This window comes from Thauera sp. (assembly GCF_034003485.1).
In the GTDB taxonomy this organism is placed as follows: Bacteria; Pseudomonadota; Gammaproteobacteria; order Burkholderiales; family Rhodocyclaceae; genus Thauera.
In genome coordinates this window covers 1-15811 of sequence record NZ_JAVEYL010000031.1, presented here as the reverse complement: position 1 = coordinate 15811, position 15811 = coordinate 1, and the positions used below count along the sequence as shown (strand labels likewise).

Genomic DNA, 15811 nt, shown 5'->3' with positions numbered 1-15811 from the left:
GCAAGGCGGTCGCGCGCCCTCCCCGGCGGCTAGATCAGCTTCAGCCCGGGCGGCAGCGATTCGCCGAAGCTGCGCCGGCGATCGGCGTCGTCGAGGCTGACGATCTCGCACACCATGGTGATCCAGCTCTGCGGGGCGCGGATCGCGGTCAGGCGGCGGGCGACCTCGTCGCGCAGCTCGGGGGCGAGGTCGCGCGTGCGGTCGCCGGTGAGGCGGGCGATCTGGGCGGCGGCGAAGGCGGCGGGCTCGATGGTCTTCCAGTCGAGGGCGAGCACGGCCTGCAGCCACTCGGCGGCGATCTCCGGCGGGACCACGTTGTGTGCGCTGCCGTAGAGCGATTCGCGCGCGCCGACGCGGCCGAGCGCCCACCAGGTGTGCGGTTTTTCGGCGGGGCGCTGCAGGCGTTCGAGCAGCCAGCGGCCGACCTCGATGCGGTGCATCGCCGGCACGCGCTCGAGCGCGGCGGACAGCCGCACCATGTCGTCGTAGCTGCCCTGCACCGGGTCGCCACGGCGGCGCGCGGCATCGGCGTGTTCGAGGTGGCCGGCGAGCACTTCGAGGATCTGCAACTGGCGGTCTTCGGCCAGGCCGCCGGCGCTGCGCCGCCACAGCGTCCACCATTCGCTCCAGTTGTTGCTCTCCTGCACGTACTGGATGCCCTGCGCGAACAGCGCCCACAACTGGTCGATGCGCCAGTCGTCGAGCGCCGCGCCCAGGCCCGGGCGCAGGCAGTAGCCGGCGAGGTTGAGCCACACGCGCTCGTGCTCGGCCGAGCGCCGGCGGCGGCGGGCGCGCTCGAGCAGGGCGTCGAACAGGGTGCGCAGCAGCGCCATGTCCCAGTCCTCGCGGCGGCCGAGCACGCGTTCCAAGCGGCTGCGCAACTGGCGGACTTCCTTGGGGGCGACCTGTTGCGCCTGGCCGCCGAAGGTCTGTTCGATCAGGGCGAGCGCCTGGTCGAGCCGCGGGTGGACGCCGGTGCCAGGCGTGCTTGCAGTTGAGGCGTCGGCGGTATCTGCATCGGCTTCGGCGCGCACCTGGAAGGCGAGCTGCCAGCGGCGTCCGGCATCGTCGACGCTGACGCACTGCATTTCCAGGGTGCCGACCTCGGTCAGGGTGGCGACCAGGCGGACGGCGACGTTTTCCTTGCGTCCGGCGCTGGTCGGCGGCAGGCGGGCGGTGAGCGGCGGCAGGTGGATGAAGTCGTCGCTGGCCAGGTCCAACAGCTCGCCCGCCTGCCAGGCGGTGTCGCTGGTCGAGGACACGAGGTGAAAGCGCACCGGCGGGCCGAGGCGTAGCGCGAAGCGGCGCTCGGGCAGCGCCACCTCGACGCCGGATTCGGTGCCGCGCGGCAGCACGCAGATCGCGCGCGACGCCTCGCCGGCGTCCTCGAGCACCAGGAAATAGCTGCGCGCCGAGCCGCCGCCGATGCCGGGACCGAGCCCGGCGCGGGCGGCTCGCACCAGGGCGAAGGAGACCGCGCCGCGGGCGACGGCGACGTCGGGCGCGTCGTTGTGCAGCACGCGCGGGGGGGCGCCGCGCCACTGGGTGAGCAGGGTCTCGAGGCGCGCGGACAGCGCATTGGCGCGGAACACGCCGCCGTTGAGGAGCAGGGTGTCGGGTATGGCGCGTGGGGTGTCGGCGCCGTCCGTGGCGGTGGTGTCTGCCTTGGTGTTGGCGTTCGCGGCTGGGTCACCGTCTGCGTCCGCGGGCAGTCCGAGCGCGGTGCGCGCGACCTTGGCGTGGCGTTGCAGGAAGGCGGCCAGATGGCGGCTGATCGCGGGGTCGGCGGGATAGGGCAGGCCGAACTCGACGATCGCGGCGCGCCGACGCTGCGGCAGCGCGTCCGGCCCGCCGAGCGGCAGGAAGCCATCGACGATCAGGCGCTCGACCTCGTCGCGGCCGAGCTCCACGGAGCGCGCGCCGCCGATGAGTCGCGACCCTGCGCCGAGCAGCGTGACCGTGACCTTGTCGGGCGCGTCCGCCGCCAGCAATTGTTCCTTGGCCACCCGGCAGCGCTGCACCAGTTGCGACAGGCGCGCGGCGGACAGGCGCTCCGCCCTGCCCTCGCTGCCCGCGCCCAGGCGTTGCTCGACCAGATGGGCGAGCGCCAGGTCCATGTTGTCGCCGCCCAGCATCAGGTGGTCGCCGACGCCGATGCGGGTCAGGCGCGGCGGGCCGCTGCCGTCCGCGGCGGGTTCGACCTGGATCAGCGTGAGGTCGGTGGTGCCGCCGCCGACGTCGCACACCAGCACCAGGCGCGATCCGGCCAGTTCATCCGCAAGACGGTCGCGATGGCGAAACAGCCAGTCGTGGAAGGCGGCCTGCGGCTCTTCGAGCAGGCGCAGGCGGGGCAGCCCGGCCAGGCGCGCGGCCTCGACGGTGAGCGCGCGTGCGCCCTCGTCGAAGGACGCCGGCACGGTGAGCACAATGTCCTGCGCTTCGAGCGGCGCGTCGGGGTGATGCGCGTTCCACGCCGCGCGCACGTGGGCGAGGTAGCTCGCGCTCGCCACCACCGGCGACACCTTGGCCACGTCTTCGGCGGCGCCCCAGGGCAGGATGGCGGCGTTGCGGTCGACGCCGGCGTGCGACAGCCAGCTCTTGGCGCTGGCGACCGCGCGCCCCGGCACCTGCGCGCCGAGTTCGCGCGCGAAGCTGCCGATCACCGCAGGGGGCGAGCCGGCAAGCGGCGCATCCGGCCAGGGGAGGCGCAGGCCGGCGGGGTCGAGTTCGCCGGCGGCGGGGTGGTAGCGCAGCGACGGCAGCAGCGCGCGCGCCGCGATCTCGCCGCGGCCGACGAGCTGGTCGACCTCGAGCAACTGGATGTGGTCGTCGCCCTCGGCGGCGAAGGCGACGACGGTGTTGCTGGTGCCGAGGTCGATGCCTACGGTGTAGCGCGCCACGGCGGCGGACGCCTTAGTCGGCAGCGGCGCCCGCCTGGGCGTCGCTGCCATCGCGGCTGCCCTCGCCGCGCACGTCGAACTGCACCTTCCAGCGTGCGCTGCCGCCCACCGGCAGGGCTTCGAGTTCGAGCGTGCCGGTCTCGGTGACGCGCGCGCGCAGTTTCACGCGCACGATGTCGCCCGCGTTGCGACCCTCGGCCGGTAGCGTGGCCTCGATCTCTTCGAGCTCCTGCAGCTCGTCATCGGCCCAGAAGTCGAGCAGGGTGCCGACCTCGTCCTGGCGACGCACCGAGGAGCCGAAGAAGCGGAAGCGCACCGGCTCGCCGACCACCAGGCCGAATTCCTGCTCGGGCAGGGCCGCTTCGCTGCCCTCCTCCATGCCGAAGGGCGCGAGGCACAGCGCTTCGAGCGGCGGCTCCATGCCGGGGATGGCGGGCATCGACGACTCGATGCCGACGTAGTAGGCGCGTGCGGTGCCGCCGCGGATGCGTACGCCGCGGCCCTGGCGCACGTAGCCGTAATAGGCCGCGCCACGCGCCACCGCGAGGTCGAGGTCGGCGCCGCCGAGGAGCCGCGCGGGCGCCGCGCCGTCGGCCTCGAGCCAGGCGTTGAGCGAGCCCAGCACGCGCTCGGAGATCAGCGCGGACTTGAGCACGCCGCCGTTGAACAGCACCGTGGTCGGATGCAGGAACTGGCTGCCTTCGGGCTGGCCGGCAAAACCTTCGAGATCAGCAGTGGCGCCGAGCTGGCGGGTGAGGAAGGCGGCCAGGTGGCGGGTGACCGCCGCATCCTGGGCGTAGGGCAGGCCGAGCTGGGTGAGTGCGGCGCGGGCGCGGCTGATCGGCGGGTCCGTCACTGCGACCTGCGGGAAGAAGCCGTCGACCAGGGTGGCGCCGAGCTCGTCGCGGCTGACCTCAGTGCGGATCGAGTCGCCGATCAGCTTCGAGCCGCGGCTCGGCACCACCACCGGCACGGCATCGAGGTCCGGGTCGCTGAGCAGGGCTTCCTTGGCCGCGCGGCAGGCGTGGGCGAGCGCGCGCGTCTGCCACGGATCGAGCCGCGTGCTCTGCGCCGCCAGCTTGCGCGTGACCGCGTAGGCGAGCGCGAGGTCCATGTTGTCGCCGCCGAGCAGGATGTGCTCGCCGACCGCGACCCGGTGCAGCTCGAGGTTGCCGTCGCGCTCGAGCACCGCGATCAGCGACAGGTCGGTGGTGCCGCCGCCGACGTCGATCACCAGGATGAGGTCGCCGCGCTTGACGTCCTTGCGCCACTGCCCAGCGCTGCGCTGGATCCAGCTGTAGAGCGCGGCCTGCGGCTCTTCGAGCAGGGTGATCTGCGGATAGCCCGCGGCCTGCGCGGCCTCTGCGGTCAGCTCGCGCGCCGCGGGGTCGAACGAGGCCGGGATGGTGACGGTGATGTCCTGGGCGTCGAAGGGCGAATCGGGATGGGCGGCGTTCCAGGCCGCGCGCAGGTGCGACAGGTAGCGCACGGACGCGGTGAGCGGCGAGATGCGCGCCACCTCGTCCGGCGCCTCGGCGGGCAGGATGTCGGCGCGGCGATCCACCCCGGGGTGGCACAGCCAGCTCTTGGCGCTGGCGACCAGGCGGATCGGCGTCGCCGCGCCGCGGCTGCGGGCGAATTCGCCGACGGCGTAGTCCTGCGCTGCGGTCCACGGCAGGCTGAGGTCGCCGGCGGCGAGCTCATCGGCGTGCGGCAGGTAGAGGAAGGACGGCAGCAGCGGCCGGTCCTCGACGCTGCCGGGGCCGGTGAGCTGGGGAATCTGCAGCACCTGCTGCGCGGCAGCCTCACCGTCGCTGGAGTCGAAATCGACGTAGGACAGCGCGCAGTGGGTGGTGCCGAGGTCGATGCCGATGGCGTAGCGGGCGGTGCTCACAGCTCCACCTCGGCCTGCGCGATCACGCTGGCGTCGTGGCCTTCGGCGAGCTTGGGCAGGCGGGTGTCGGTGACGCGCCAGCCGCGGTGGCCGAGGCTGCCGGTGAAGGGCGGCTTGCCGACGACCTTGCCGGTGAGGCGCACGGCGGCGGCGTCGAAGCCTTCGGCCAGGGTGATGCGGCTGCCTTCGGACTCAGAACGCACCGGCTCGATGCTGAAGTGCTCGCCGAACACCTTGCGGCAGCCTTCATGCACGACGCGCGCGGCGGCGCCAATGTCGGCGTCGGAATAGGCGGCGACGTCTTCCTGCACGAAATCGACGAAGCGCGCCTCGCGCTGGAGCAGGCCGAGCAGTTGCAGCGCGGCTTCGGGGGTGGTTTCGCGCACGATGACGGGCTGGGGTTCGGCGGCGGGCTGGGTCTGCGTGTCGGCCGCGGGCTGCTCGTTTTCGGGCTCGTCGCGTTGCAGTTGTGCGGCGCGTTCGGAGTTGAACAACACGGAGAAGGCGAGGCCGATGCGGCGGAAGAAGGAGGGGGTGGTGCGAGCCATGAGGAGGGTCCTTTAGCCTGAGTTTGTTGCGTCGCAATATAACTCAGATCGGGTGAACTTTCCGGCGCTGCGGCCGGCCGAGCGGATGCCCACGCGCGAGCCAGCGCCTGCGGCGCCGCGGGTGAGTGGCCGAACGAAACCTTCAGACGGTGTCGAGCGCCTGCTCACCCGCGCAGGAAGGCCTGCAGGTCGGCGAGGAGCTCCGCGGGCGCCTCTTCGGGGATGAAGTGGCCACAGGGTAGCGCATGGCCGCTGACCGCGTCGGCCTTCTCCCGCCAGGTCGCGAGGACGTCGAAGAGGTCGTGCATCTTGCCGAACTCGCCCCAGATCGCCAGCACGGGGCAGCGCACGCGCAGGGCGAGGTCGCAACTGTCATCCTCGAAGTCGCGCGTTGCCGCGGCGCGGTAGTCCTCGAGCGTGGCGCGGATGGTGCCGGGCAGGGTGAAGGCGCGTAGGTATTCCTGGATCAGCGGCTCCTCGATCGCACCGGCGCGGAAGGACAGCGCGCGGAACACGTGGCGCAGGAAGGCTCCGGGCGCGGCGGAGATCATCACTTCGGGCAGGTCGGGCGCCTGGAAGAAGAACCAGTGCCAGTAGGCCGCCGCCAGGTGGCGTTCGGTCTGCGCGAACACGGTGTGCGTCGGCACGATGTCGAGCACGCACAGGCGGGTGACGGCGTCCGGGTAGTCGAGCGCCTGGCGGTGCCCGACGCGTCCGCCGCGATCGTGGCCGACGAGGGCGTAGGTGTCGTGGCCGAGCGCCAGCATCAACGCGTGCATGTCGCGCGCCATGGTCCTCTTGTCGTAGCCGTCGCGCGGCTTGTCGCTGTCGCCGTAGCCGCGCAGGTCGGGGCAGACGACGGTGTAGTGCTTCGCGAGCTGCGGGGCGATCCGGTGCCAGAGCTGCGCGGTCTGCGGCCAGCCGTGGAGTAGCAGCACGGGCGGGCCGTTGCCGCCGACCCACAGGTTGATTTTGATGCCGTTCGCCTTGACCGTGCGGCGCTCGAGTCCGGCCATGAAGTCCATTCCGGCTTCCTCCTGGGTGTTTGATCGGTCGCCCGGGGCAGCAGTCCGACCGGCGCGGCGGGCGTGCTTTCGGTGGGGCGGATTCAATCGTGCTTCGAGGCCTTGTTCTGGTAGGAGAACGTACTGGCGAAGATCGAATCGATGTCCACCAGTTCACCGATCGTCGCCCCCGCCTTGAGCTTTTTCTGGACGAGGTGCTCGGTCTCCAGCAACTGCCGGGCCTTCGCGAGGATGTCGGCAGCCTCGGCCAGTGGGACGACCACCACGCCATTGCCATCGGCAACCACCATGTCACCTGGCGAGACCGCCACTCCGGCGCACTGGATCGGCACGTTGACCTGTCCATAGCCTGCGATCGCGCCGACGTTGGGCACGATGCCCTTGCTGAACACCGGGAAGCGGAGCTTGCGGATCTCCTCGACGTCCCGGCACGCACCATCGATGACTGCCGTGCCGACGAAGCGGATGCCCTCGAACAGCGGCTTCATGTCCGAGGTCATCGCATTGAAGCGGCCCATGCAGTCCGACAGGGCGCAGGTGATCGAGTCGTGGGCGAGCAGGCTCCTGAAGCCCGCCACGAGCTCGGCGGGTGGCCGCTGAATGGTTTCGTTGATCATCGGGCGCCTCCTGGTCTCTCTCGCAGGATAGTTCACCGTACGGCAACCGAAAGTGAGCGGGGCCGCGTCTGCGCCGCGGGCCCGGCGCATTGCCGGGCGTTTGTCCTCCAGCGGCGCACGGTCTGAGCGCAAGCGCTGTCATGGGGTGGTTGTGCGCACCGTCGCCGCCGAGCTGATGCCGTCCGCTCAATGTGTGGGATAGTCTCGTGCACAAGAACTCGGCCAAGTCGACTTACGCAAGCGCCAAGCGGCTTCTGATCCAACTGAACATGTCCAAAGAGCGGATCCGAGCGGTGATCGACCTGGCGTCCTCTTCAGCCAAATTGGCTCTGGATGTCACTGCCGAGATCTTCAACAAATGAGTATTCCCATGGCCTCAGCTATTCCTGATTCGAGTCACCACCACAAGATTCGTGCGCTGTTTGACGAGTACATCGAGCTTTACGCCTCGCGCGATGAGCGGCTGACTACGCTTTTTAGCGAAGACTTCAGCGGTTACACCGTCGGTGGCCGTGCGCTGGTCAAGGATCGGGACGAGTGGATAAGAATCATCCGGCAGGATTTTTCCGAGATGCCGGGGCGAATTCGCATTGAAGTGCGCGATATCTCGATCCAGGATTTGAGCGAGCAGGTTGTCGTGGTAACGGCGTTTTTCAGCATTCACCTGCCGGTGCCCGAGCCCGTCCTTACGCAGGAGATCGCGCGATTGCTCCTTGTCTTTCGTTTGGAAGGAGAGGCCTGGAAAATTACCCATAGCGGCACTTCGTTTCCCTGTCACCTCGCGCAGGATGACAAGGTATATCCGCTCAACAACTTGCAGGAGCGTAACCAGGTACTGGAGGCGCTGGTTGAAGAACGCACCCGGGAGCTGAATGAAAGAGAGGCTTTCTACAGGCTACTTACGGAAGACACCCTGGACGTCCTCTGGCGGGCTGACGACAAGCTTCAAATAACCTACATCAGCCCATCGGACGAGCACCTTCGGGGGTTCAAAGCCGAAGAGGTGGTCGGTCGTCATGTTTTTGAATTATTCAATGAAGAGGGCGTCGCCATCGTAACCGACGCCTACCGCAAGCGCCTTCAGGCCGACCGGGAAGGTCGTCCCCTTGGCTTTGTCAATTTCGAGGCTCCCCACCGTTGCAAAGACGGCAGCGTGATCTGGGGAGAGGTATTTTCAAAGGCGCTGCGGGACGAGAACGGAAAAATCACTGGATTCCATGGAATCACGCGGGAAATCACCAAGCGCAAGCAGCTGCAGGATCAGATTCGACAACTGGCGTTCTATGACACCCTGACCAAGCTCCCCAACCGCCGCTTGCTCATCGACCGGCTGGAGCAGACGCAGGTTGCCAGCAAACGCAGCGGTCACCATGTTGCCCTGATGTTTGTCGATCTGGATAACTTCAAGCGCTTGAATGACCAATACGGGCATTTTGCCGGCGACCTGTTGCTGATTGAAGCTGCAAGCCGACTCACAAGCTGTGTGCGCGAGATGGACTCGGTGGCACGCTTTGGCGGTGATGAGTTTGTGGTGTTGCTGGGTGAGCTGGCTACGGACTACGCGCAATCTTTCGCCCAAGCGAAGCTTATTGCGGAAAGGATCCGGGACAGGTTGTCCGATATCTACCAATTGAACGTAACGCGTGAGGGTGAGGTGGAGAGCATCATCGAACACCGTTGTTCGGCGAGTATTGGTGTTCTTGTGTTTCTCGGCGATGGAACCCGTGTGGACGATATTCTGAAGTGTGCTGACAATGCCATGTATCAGGCCAAGGCCGAAGGGCGAAATAAGGTCCGGTTTTATGAGGCAAAAGAGTAGATCCGGTCATGAAATGTGACGGACACGCGCAATGAGGACCGGCTTTCCTTTGTCGGTCGGGTTTTGTCACCTTCGCGCAGGCAGCACGGATCGTGACCGACTGCGGCGCGTACAGTTCGCAGTCGCTCGACGCGCGGGCGGAACCAAATTTGAGGCTGGACGGAGCGACCATGAAAAAGACCAACACGCCGAGTGGTATGCCGCCGGATCCCAGGCTGAATGGCATTCTGGCGTCGCTGCCTGCCGAGGATTACGAGCGACTGCGACCTGAGCTCGAACTCGTGGAGATGCCATTAGGATGGACGATGTCCGAGTCCGGTGACCATGTTAACTATCTGCATTTCCCGACCTCCGGAATCGTCTCGCTGATCTACTCGCTGGAGGACGGTTCCTCGAGCGAAACGGCGCTGGTGGGCAATGAAGGTTTGGTCGGCATTTCCATCTTCATGGGAGGCGAGAGCATGCCGACCAGCACGGAGGTGCAAAGCGCCGGCCAAGCCTATCGACTCAGCAGGAAGGTCATGAAGCGCGAGTTTGCGCTCGGCGGCAAATTGCAGCACGTGGCGCTGCTGTTCACGCAGGCACTGATCGCCCAGACGTCGCAGACGGCCGTGTGCAACCAGCACCATGCGCTGGATCAGAGAGTGTGCCGGTGGTTGCTGATGACGCTGGATCGGACAGACCGCGACGTCGTGGCGGTCACGCAGGGGGCGATCGGTAGTTTGCTGGGTGTTCGCCGCGAGAGCGTGACGCAGGTCCTGGGGGAATTTCAGAAGGAACACCTGATAGAACGCGGCCGAGGCCGCATCACCGTGCTCAATCGCGCCAAGCTGGAAAAGCGTGTGTGCGAGTGCTACATGGCCGTTCGGGGCGAGTATGAACGGCTGCTTCCGAACAAGCGGGGCTCGAAAACGAGCAAAGTGCCGTCGAAGGGCGCATAGATGCGGGAACTTGGGGCGCGGCCGATAGGCACAGGAGTCTTGTTCGGGGTTTGCGGCTCAGGGACGCTCGTCGGCTGCGCTGGTTCCATTGCTCGCTCGGGGTGATGGAGCCAGCGCCGAATGCCGGGTTCGTGGACGACACGATCGGTAAGCTGCTCGATCGTCCAGCCCAGGCGCTTGCGCCGATAGGCCGTCGACAGGTCAAGCTCGATGGTCGGGATCCCTTTACGAACGATCTCGTCCAGCTTTTTGGGGCCGCATCGATGCGTTACGGTCACCTCGACATGCACGGTCATCGACTCGGACCAGAGCACCACGTCGGGGCGCCGGCCTGACCAGCACATTTCATCCGGTAGCGCGGCGTCCCGAAAGACTGTCGGCGTGTCCCGTCCGGGTTCGACGAGGCGGCGCTCGTCCGCCACGATCTGTTTGGCCATCCGATGGAGCGCGGATTCGGCGCCGGTGGCGCAGCTCGCCCCCCGGTGCGCGAAGTGATGCACGCGCACGCGGCCCTTTTTGGCGACAAGTGGGCTTCCGCACTCCGGGCATTCGCAATTGCAGGCGAGTCCCTGCTCCACCTCGTCGATCCCGCGCATCCGCCCGGTTTGATCGAGTCCGAAGTCCAAACCGTGAAGCATCCGTTCAGACATGGTCGGCCTCCGCTTCGAGCTCGCTCACGACGGCTGCGCGGAACTGACGGAAGACGATCCAGTTGTTGTACTGGCTGTTCCAGTGGCCACGATCGCGGCAGACGGGTTCGACGAGCGCGCGCACGTGCTCGGCGGGCCGGTGGTAAACGGCGAGATCGCCAGAGGGGAGCGAGCGGAGTTCGACGCGCTCGCCGGCGATGTGTAGAACGAGAGTTTGCAGCATGACCTTCTCCTGGGTTGAACGGAGAGGTCAGGTTAGGTACGCAAACCCGCGCGGTTGCTGGGTCCGGACGGTCTGAAACCGGTCGGGGGTCGGTTCGCTGCTAGAATCCCGTCATGTCTGCCGGGAGCCCGATGAGCGATTTGTTCGATACCCCTCAGAGCGAAGGCGCGTGGCCTTTGCCGAAGCGTGTCGAGTTTGCGCAGTGGCTTCTGCGCTTCGTGGATCCTGACCGCAGCGCGGACTACCGCGACGCGTTCTGGGAGTTACTGCGTGCGCTGCTGACCCAGTACCAGGGCGATGGCAAGGACGGTATCGAGCCGAGTTCCCTCAGCACCCAGAAGCTTTGGCGTTGGGCGCTCGATGGACGCGGTAAGCCATTCGATGACCTGACCAGCGAAAAGGCACGCAAGCGGGTGAACCCACACTGGTCTGCGTTGGAGGAAACTTTTGCCGAGCTGCAGGGACGCTTCACCGACGCAGCGCGGAAGGCGGGCTTCACCGGGCTTCTGTGGCCGACCAAGGACAAGTCTGAGGGTGGGCGGTCGTCGACCTATCGTCTCGAGTGGCATTCTTTCGGTGTGAGCACCGCGCTCCCCAATTTGCCAGCGGACTATGAGAAGCAGCCCTTTGTGCTTCGGTACCGTGAAGACCGGTCTAGTCTGCGGTTCTCGCTCTTCGGGTGCCTGTTTCTGTGGCCGCTGCTGTTCCGCCGCCACGGCGAGGCGAGCATGCGCATCGATGGCGCGCGGCGCTATGTGCCGGCGGTCGGTCTGGGGTTGATGATCCTTCTGGCGGGGCTGCCGATCGTCATTGCATTGTTGCAACTGGGCAAGGGCGTGCTCGAGTGGGGATGGATCGCCGTCGCGGCAGTCTTCTTCTGGTTTCCGCTCCGGCCCCTGATGCGGCTCTACGACCGATTCATCATCATGGCCTCGCCGGTCTTCTATCCGTTCTCGGAGAAGGAGTGCCAGGTCGAGCTGGTCCGGGACCCTGAAGCAGCGGTGCCTCCAGGGAGGCAGCGCGGTTACAACCTGCGCCTGGTGCGGTATGTGGCGGACTGCCCGCTGTGTGGCGGCAACGTGTCGCTACGGGATGGCGGGCTCGGTCAGTTCAACCGGCTGGTCGGGTGCTGTGACGAGGAGCCCGGGGAGCACGTTTTTACCTTTGATCGCAAGTTGCGGGCGGGGTACTGGCTGCGCGATCGAGGTCTCTTAAGTCATTGATCGGTCTCGCAACGGCTTCCGTCGAGCGGACTCGACAGCTACTCGCAAAGACAAAAAAGCAATCCGTAAAGCACGGGAGTGTCACAAGGACTTATGGATCATTCAGTACACAACAAGATCGTCAGCTTCATCTGGTCAATCGCTGACGACTGCCTCAGGGATGTCTTTGTGCGCGGCAAGTACCGCGATGTCATCCTGCCGATGTTCGTGCTGCGCCGCCTGGACTGCCTGCTGGAGCCCTCGAAGGAAGCGGTGCTCGAAGAGATCCGCTTCCAGCGTGAAGACGCTGAAATGGCCGACCTTGATCCGCATGGACTGCGCGAGGCATCGGGCTACGTGTTCTACAACACCTCCCGCTTCACCCTGAAGTCGCTGCTGGGCAACCCGTCCCAGCTGGAAGCCAACCTCAAGAACTACCTCGATGGCTTCTCCGACAACGTGAAGGAGATCGTCGCGAAGTTCGACTTGCGCAACCAGATTCGCAAGATGGCGCAGTCCGACGTTCTGCACGACGTGATCGAGAAGTTCGTTTCCGACGAGATCAACCTCAGCCCCAACGACCGCAAAGGCCCGGACGGGCGTACCCAGCCGGGGCTGTCGAACCTGGGCATGGGCTACGTCTTCGAGGAGCTGATCCGCAAGTTCAACGAAGAAAACAACGAAGAGGCTGGTGAGCACTTCACGCCCCGTGAGGTGATCAAGCTCATGACCAATCTGGTCTTCATCCCGGTCAAGGATCAACTGCCCAACCCGCTGACCATCTACGACCCGGCCTGCGGCAGCGGCGGCATGCTGACCGAGTCGCAGGACTTCATCACCGATTCCGAAGGCGAGGTCAAAGCCAAGGTGGGCGTGTTCCTCTACGGCAAGGAAGTGAACCCGGAGACCTACGCCATCTGCAAGTCCGACATGATGATCAAGGGCAACGACCCCGAGAACATCAAGTTCGGCTCAACGCTGGCCACCGACGATTTCTCGGGCACGCGCTTCGACTTCATGCTCACCAACCCGCCCTATGGCAAGAGCTGGAAGAGCGACCAGAAGAGCGTCGTCGACGGTAAGGACGTGATCGACCATCGCTTCCAGGTCAATCTGTCCGATTACACCGGGGACGAACACGACTTCTACCCCGCGATCCCGCGCTCTTCGGATGGCCAGCTCCTGTTCATGATGGAGATGGTCAACAAGATGAAGCGACGCAACGACAGTCCGATGGGTTCGCGCATCGCGTCCGTCCACAACGGCTCGGCCCTGTTCACCGGGGATGCAGGCAGTGGTGAGAGCAACATCCGCCGCCACATCATCGAGAACGACTACCTCGAAGCAATCATCCAGTTGCCGAACAACCTGTTCTACAACACCGGCATCACCACTTACGTCTGGATCTTGTCGAATAACAAGACTGATAAGCGCAAGGGCAAGGTTCAGTTGATCGATGGCAGCAGCCTGTACCAGAAGCTGCGCAAGAACCTGGGCGAGAAGAACTGCGAGTTCAGTGACGACCACCTCCACCAGATCACCCGGCTCTACCTGGACATGCCCAACGAGGGAATTTCCAAGGTCTTCAACAACCGCGAGTTCGGCTACTACAAGGTCACGGTCGAGCGCCCGCTACGGCTGGCCGCGCAATTCAGTCCAGAGCGCATCGCTACCCTGCGCTTCACGCCGGGCATGCAGGGCATCATGGAGTGGGCGTACGGCAAGTATGGCGACGAGGTCTATGCCGACCTGAAGCCACATGCCGAGGCCATCGAAGCGCACCTCGAGAGAGAAGAGATCGCCCTCTCGCCCAAGAACCGCAGGGAACTGCTGGCCGAAACGACGTGGCGCACGCAACGCGAGCTCATGCACGCGGCGCAGCAACTGGCCGAAAAGGTTGGCTCCGCTGAGTTCCTCGACTTCAACCACTTTGAGGCCATCGTCGATGACGCCCTCAAGGCACTGGGTCTGAAGCTGCCTGCAACGGCTCGGAAGCAAATCCTCAACGCGGTGAGCTGGCGTGACGAACGGGCCGAGAAGGTGATCAAGAAGGTCCACAAGCTCGACGCCGGGAAGCTGGATGAGCTGCTCAACCAACTTGGCACGACTCGCGACAAGCTGGGCGACTACGGCTACGTGGCGGCAGCCGGTGGATACATCGAGTACGAGCCAGACAGCGAATTGCGCGACACCGAGAACGTACCGTTGGCGCTGGATACCAGGCTGTCCGCATCCAGCGTGATCCACGACTACTTCATCCGCGAAGTGCGTCCGCACGTCGATGAAGCCTGGATTGCCATCGACAAGACCGTGATCGGCTACGAAATCAGCTTCAACAAGTATTTCTACCAGCACAAGCCGCTGCGCAGCCTGGAGGAAGTCACGGCGGAAATCCTCGCCCTCGAGGCGGAAACCGATGGCTTGCTCAAGCAACTCGTGAGCTTCGTGAAGGGGCGCGCATGAGCCCGAACCCCGCCACGCTGAATGAACTGCTCGGCACGCTGGCACACACGCATGCCCTGCTACAACAGCAGGCGGCGCGTTCGGTCGACCTCGCACTGGTGGTGCGCAACTGGCTGTTCGGGCGCCATATCGTCGAGTTCGAGGACGGTGCGGCGTCGCGCGCCGAGCTGTATGGCAAACGTCTGCTCGACAATCTGGCCAAGCAGCTCACCGAACGCTTGGGGCCGGGATTCTCCAAGCGCAACCTCGAGCAATGCCGCCGCTTCTACCTCGCCTATCGCGAGATTGCGCAGACAGCGTCTGCGCAATCTGCCGGGTTGGTGCAAACCGGCGATGCCGCCGGCTGGCTCGCGCCCTTGCTCGGACATTTCCGCCTGGGGTGGTCGCATTACGTGACCCTGCTGGCGCTCAAGAGCGAAGACGAGCGGCGCTTCTATGAGATCGAAGCGCACGCCAACAGTTGGGGCGTGCGTGAGCTGCAGCGCCAGATCGCCGCATCGCTATACGAGCGCCTGGCCCTGAGCCGCAACACCGACGAAGTGCGCGCTCTGGCCCGGTCCGGTCAGGTGATCGCCAAACCCGCCGACGTGCTGAAGAGCCCCTACGTCCTCGAGTTCCTCAACCTGCCCGAGCGGCACGCCTACTCCGAGCACGAGCTGGAAACCGCCATCATCGACCAGTTGCAGATGTTCCTGCTGGAACTGGGCAAAGGTTTTCTGTTCGAGGCGCGGCAAAAGCGGTTCACTTTCGACGACGACCATTTCTACGTCGACCTGGTCTTCTACAACCGGCTACTGCGCTGCTACGTGCTCATCGACCTCAAACGTAACAAGCTGACGCATCAGGACCTGGGGCAGATGCAGATGTACGTGAATTACTTCGACCGCTACGTGAAGACGGCCGATGAGAACCGCAGCATCGGCATCATCCTGTGCCACCAGAAGAACGACGCACTGGTGGAAATCACCCTGCCGCCCGACGCCAACATCCACGCCGCCGAGTATCAGTTGTATCTGCCCAGCAAGGCCGAGCTGCAGCGGCGGCTGGCGGAATGGGTCGCGCAGAGCGAGGGAGAGGCGTGATGCAGCGTTATGAGAGCTACAAGGCGAGTGGTGCCGAATGGCTGGGCGATGTTCCCGCGCATTGGGACGTACAGCCGCTTCGTGCAGTAACCGCACTCAAGTCCGACAAGAACAGGCCTGAGCTGCCTGTCTTGTCTGTCTATCGAGAGTACGGCGTCATTCTTAAGGACTCTCGTGACGACAATCACAATGCGACCTCACTCGACACGAGTACCTACAAGGTTGTGAAACCCGGCGATCTGGTCGTGAACAAGATGAAGGCATGGCAAGGATCGATGGGTGTAAGTGCTCACGATGGAATCGTCAGCCCAGCGTACATCACCGGCTCTATGCCGTTTCCAGTGGAAATTGACTTCTCAACAAACATGATCTGCGGTGGTACAACCGCCCGACACTGACGCCGACCTCGCACCCGATGAACAACCAGATCGAAGCCCTCTTCACCAC

14 protein-coding genes are annotated in these 15811 nt (G+C 65.2%); 7 read left to right on the top strand and 7 right to left on the bottom strand.

The annotated features are described in order from the left end of the window. Positions 1–29: 29 nt before the first annotated feature. From RBT54_RS15360 to RBT54_RS15340, 5 genes are all read right to left on the bottom strand, one after another. Positions 30–2900 carry an Hsp70 family protein gene (locus tag RBT54_RS15360; RefSeq protein WP_320367934.1) on the bottom strand — a complete coding sequence of 957 codons (2871 nt, stop codon included), beginning with the start codon at positions 2898–2900 and terminating at the stop codon, positions 30–32. 13 nt (positions 2901–2913) lie between these two features. Next, a complete protein-coding gene (locus RBT54_RS15355) occupies positions 2914–4794 on the bottom strand; it encodes an Hsp70 family protein (RefSeq protein ID WP_320367933.1) in 1881 nt (626 codons plus the stop codon). Continuing rightward, complete coding sequence (locus RBT54_RS15350) at positions 4791–5342, bottom strand: DUF2760 domain-containing protein (RefSeq protein WP_320367932.1); 552 nt, start codon at positions 5340–5342, stop codon at positions 4791–4793. The genes RBT54_RS15355 and RBT54_RS15350 overlap by 4 nt, the downstream gene beginning before the upstream one ends. A gap of 164 nt (positions 5343–5506) precedes the next feature. Then, positions 5507–6367 (bottom strand): alpha/beta hydrolase, encoded by an 861-nt coding sequence (locus RBT54_RS15345; RefSeq protein ID WP_320367931.1) that lies wholly within the window; start codon positions 6365–6367, stop codon positions 5507–5509. Positions 6368–6450: 83 nt separating this feature from the next. Next, on the bottom strand, positions 6451–6984 hold the full coding sequence (locus tag RBT54_RS15340) for a hypothetical protein (protein ID WP_320367930.1): 534 nt from the start codon (positions 6982–6984) through the stop codon (positions 6451–6453). Between the two features lie 206 nt (positions 6985–7190). On the opposite strand from RBT54_RS15340, the gene RBT54_RS15335 reads away from it, so the two are divergent. From RBT54_RS15335 to RBT54_RS15325, 3 genes are all read left to right on the top strand, one after another. After that, a complete protein-coding gene (locus tag RBT54_RS15335; RefSeq protein WP_320367929.1) occupies positions 7191–7346 on the top strand; it encodes a hypothetical protein in 156 nt (51 codons plus the stop codon). After that, on the top strand, positions 7343–8803 hold the full coding sequence (locus RBT54_RS15330) for a diguanylate cyclase domain-containing protein (RefSeq protein ID WP_320367928.1): 1461 nt from the start codon (positions 7343–7345) through the stop codon (positions 8801–8803). Before RBT54_RS15335 ends, RBT54_RS15330 begins: the two co-directional genes overlap by 4 nt. Positions 8804–8973: 170 nt before the next feature. Then, on the top strand, positions 8974–9744 hold the full coding sequence (locus RBT54_RS15325; RefSeq protein ID WP_320367927.1) for a Crp/Fnr family transcriptional regulator: 771 nt from the start codon (positions 8974–8976) through the stop codon (positions 9742–9744). On the opposite strand, the gene RBT54_RS15320 is transcribed toward RBT54_RS15325, so the two are convergent. Both RBT54_RS15320 and RBT54_RS15315 read right to left on the bottom strand, forming a co-directional pair. After that, on the bottom strand, positions 9657–10394 hold the full coding sequence (locus RBT54_RS15320; RefSeq protein ID WP_320367926.1) for a competence protein CoiA family protein: 738 nt from the start codon (positions 10392–10394) through the stop codon (positions 9657–9659). The two genes, RBT54_RS15325 and RBT54_RS15320, sit on opposite strands and share 88 nt — an antisense overlap. Continuing rightward, the gene (locus RBT54_RS15315; protein ID WP_320367925.1) at positions 10387–10617 is read right to left on the bottom strand and encodes a hypothetical protein; all 231 of its coding nucleotides are present in this window, start codon (positions 10615–10617) and stop codon (positions 10387–10389) included. Before RBT54_RS15315 ends, RBT54_RS15320 begins: the two co-directional genes overlap by 8 nt. A gap of 131 nt (positions 10618–10748) precedes the next feature. On the opposite strand from RBT54_RS15315, the gene RBT54_RS15310 reads away from it, so the two are divergent. The 4 genes from RBT54_RS15310 (at position 10749) to RBT54_RS15295 (ending at position 15762) form a co-directional block, all read left to right on the top strand. After that, positions 10749–11840 (top strand): hypothetical protein, encoded by a 1092-nt coding sequence (locus tag RBT54_RS15310; protein WP_320367924.1) that lies wholly within the window; start codon positions 10749–10751, stop codon positions 11838–11840. A gap of 93 nt (positions 11841–11933) precedes the next feature. Next, on the top strand, positions 11934–14282 hold the full coding sequence (locus tag RBT54_RS15305; RefSeq protein ID WP_320367923.1) for a class I SAM-dependent DNA methyltransferase: 2349 nt from the start codon (positions 11934–11936) through the stop codon (positions 14280–14282). Beyond that, a complete protein-coding gene (locus tag RBT54_RS15300; RefSeq protein WP_320367922.1) occupies positions 14279–15364 on the top strand; it encodes a PDDEXK nuclease domain-containing protein in 1086 nt (361 codons plus the stop codon). Before RBT54_RS15305 ends, RBT54_RS15300 begins: the two co-directional genes overlap by 4 nt. Next, a complete protein-coding gene (locus RBT54_RS15295; protein WP_320367921.1) occupies positions 15364–15762 on the top strand; it encodes a hypothetical protein in 399 nt (132 codons plus the stop codon). The genes RBT54_RS15300 and RBT54_RS15295 overlap by 1 nt, the downstream gene beginning before the upstream one ends. The last annotated feature ends 49 nt before the right edge of the window (positions 15763–15811 follow it).

Bases quoted from the DNA above. Each gene is read 5' to 3' on its own strand.
- RBT54_RS15350 (WP_320367932.1), bottom strand. From the start codon at position 5,342: ATGGCTCGCACCACCCCCTCCTTCTTCCGCCGCATCGGCCTCGCCTTC.
- RBT54_RS15345 (WP_320367931.1), bottom strand. From the start codon at position 6,367: ATGGACTTCATGGCCGGACTCGAGCGCCGCACGGTCAAGGCGAACGGC.
- RBT54_RS15340 (WP_320367930.1), bottom strand. From the start codon at position 6,984: ATGATCAACGAAACCATTCAGCGGCCACCCGCCGAGCTCGTGGCGGGC.
- RBT54_RS15330 (WP_320367928.1), top strand. From the start codon at position 7,343: ATGAGTATTCCCATGGCCTCAGCTATTCCTGATTCGAGTCACCACCAC.
- RBT54_RS15325 (WP_320367927.1), top strand. From the start codon at position 8,974: ATGAAAAAGACCAACACGCCGAGTGGTATGCCGCCGGATCCCAGGCTG.
- RBT54_RS15320 (WP_320367926.1), bottom strand. From the start codon at position 10,394: ATGTCTGAACGGATGCTTCACGGTTTGGACTTCGGACTCGATCAAACC.
- RBT54_RS15315 (WP_320367925.1), bottom strand. From the start codon at position 10,617: ATGCTGCAAACTCTCGTTCTACACATCGCCGGCGAGCGCGTCGAACTC.
- RBT54_RS15310 (WP_320367924.1), top strand. From the start codon at position 10,749: ATGAGCGATTTGTTCGATACCCCTCAGAGCGAAGGCGCGTGGCCTTTG.
- RBT54_RS15305 (WP_320367923.1), top strand. From the start codon at position 11,934: ATGGATCATTCAGTACACAACAAGATCGTCAGCTTCATCTGGTCAATC.
- RBT54_RS15300 (WP_320367922.1), top strand. From the start codon at position 14,279: ATGAGCCCGAACCCCGCCACGCTGAATGAACTGCTCGGCACGCTGGCA.
- RBT54_RS15295 (WP_320367921.1), top strand. From the start codon at position 15,364: ATGCAGCGTTATGAGAGCTACAAGGCGAGTGGTGCCGAATGGCTGGGC.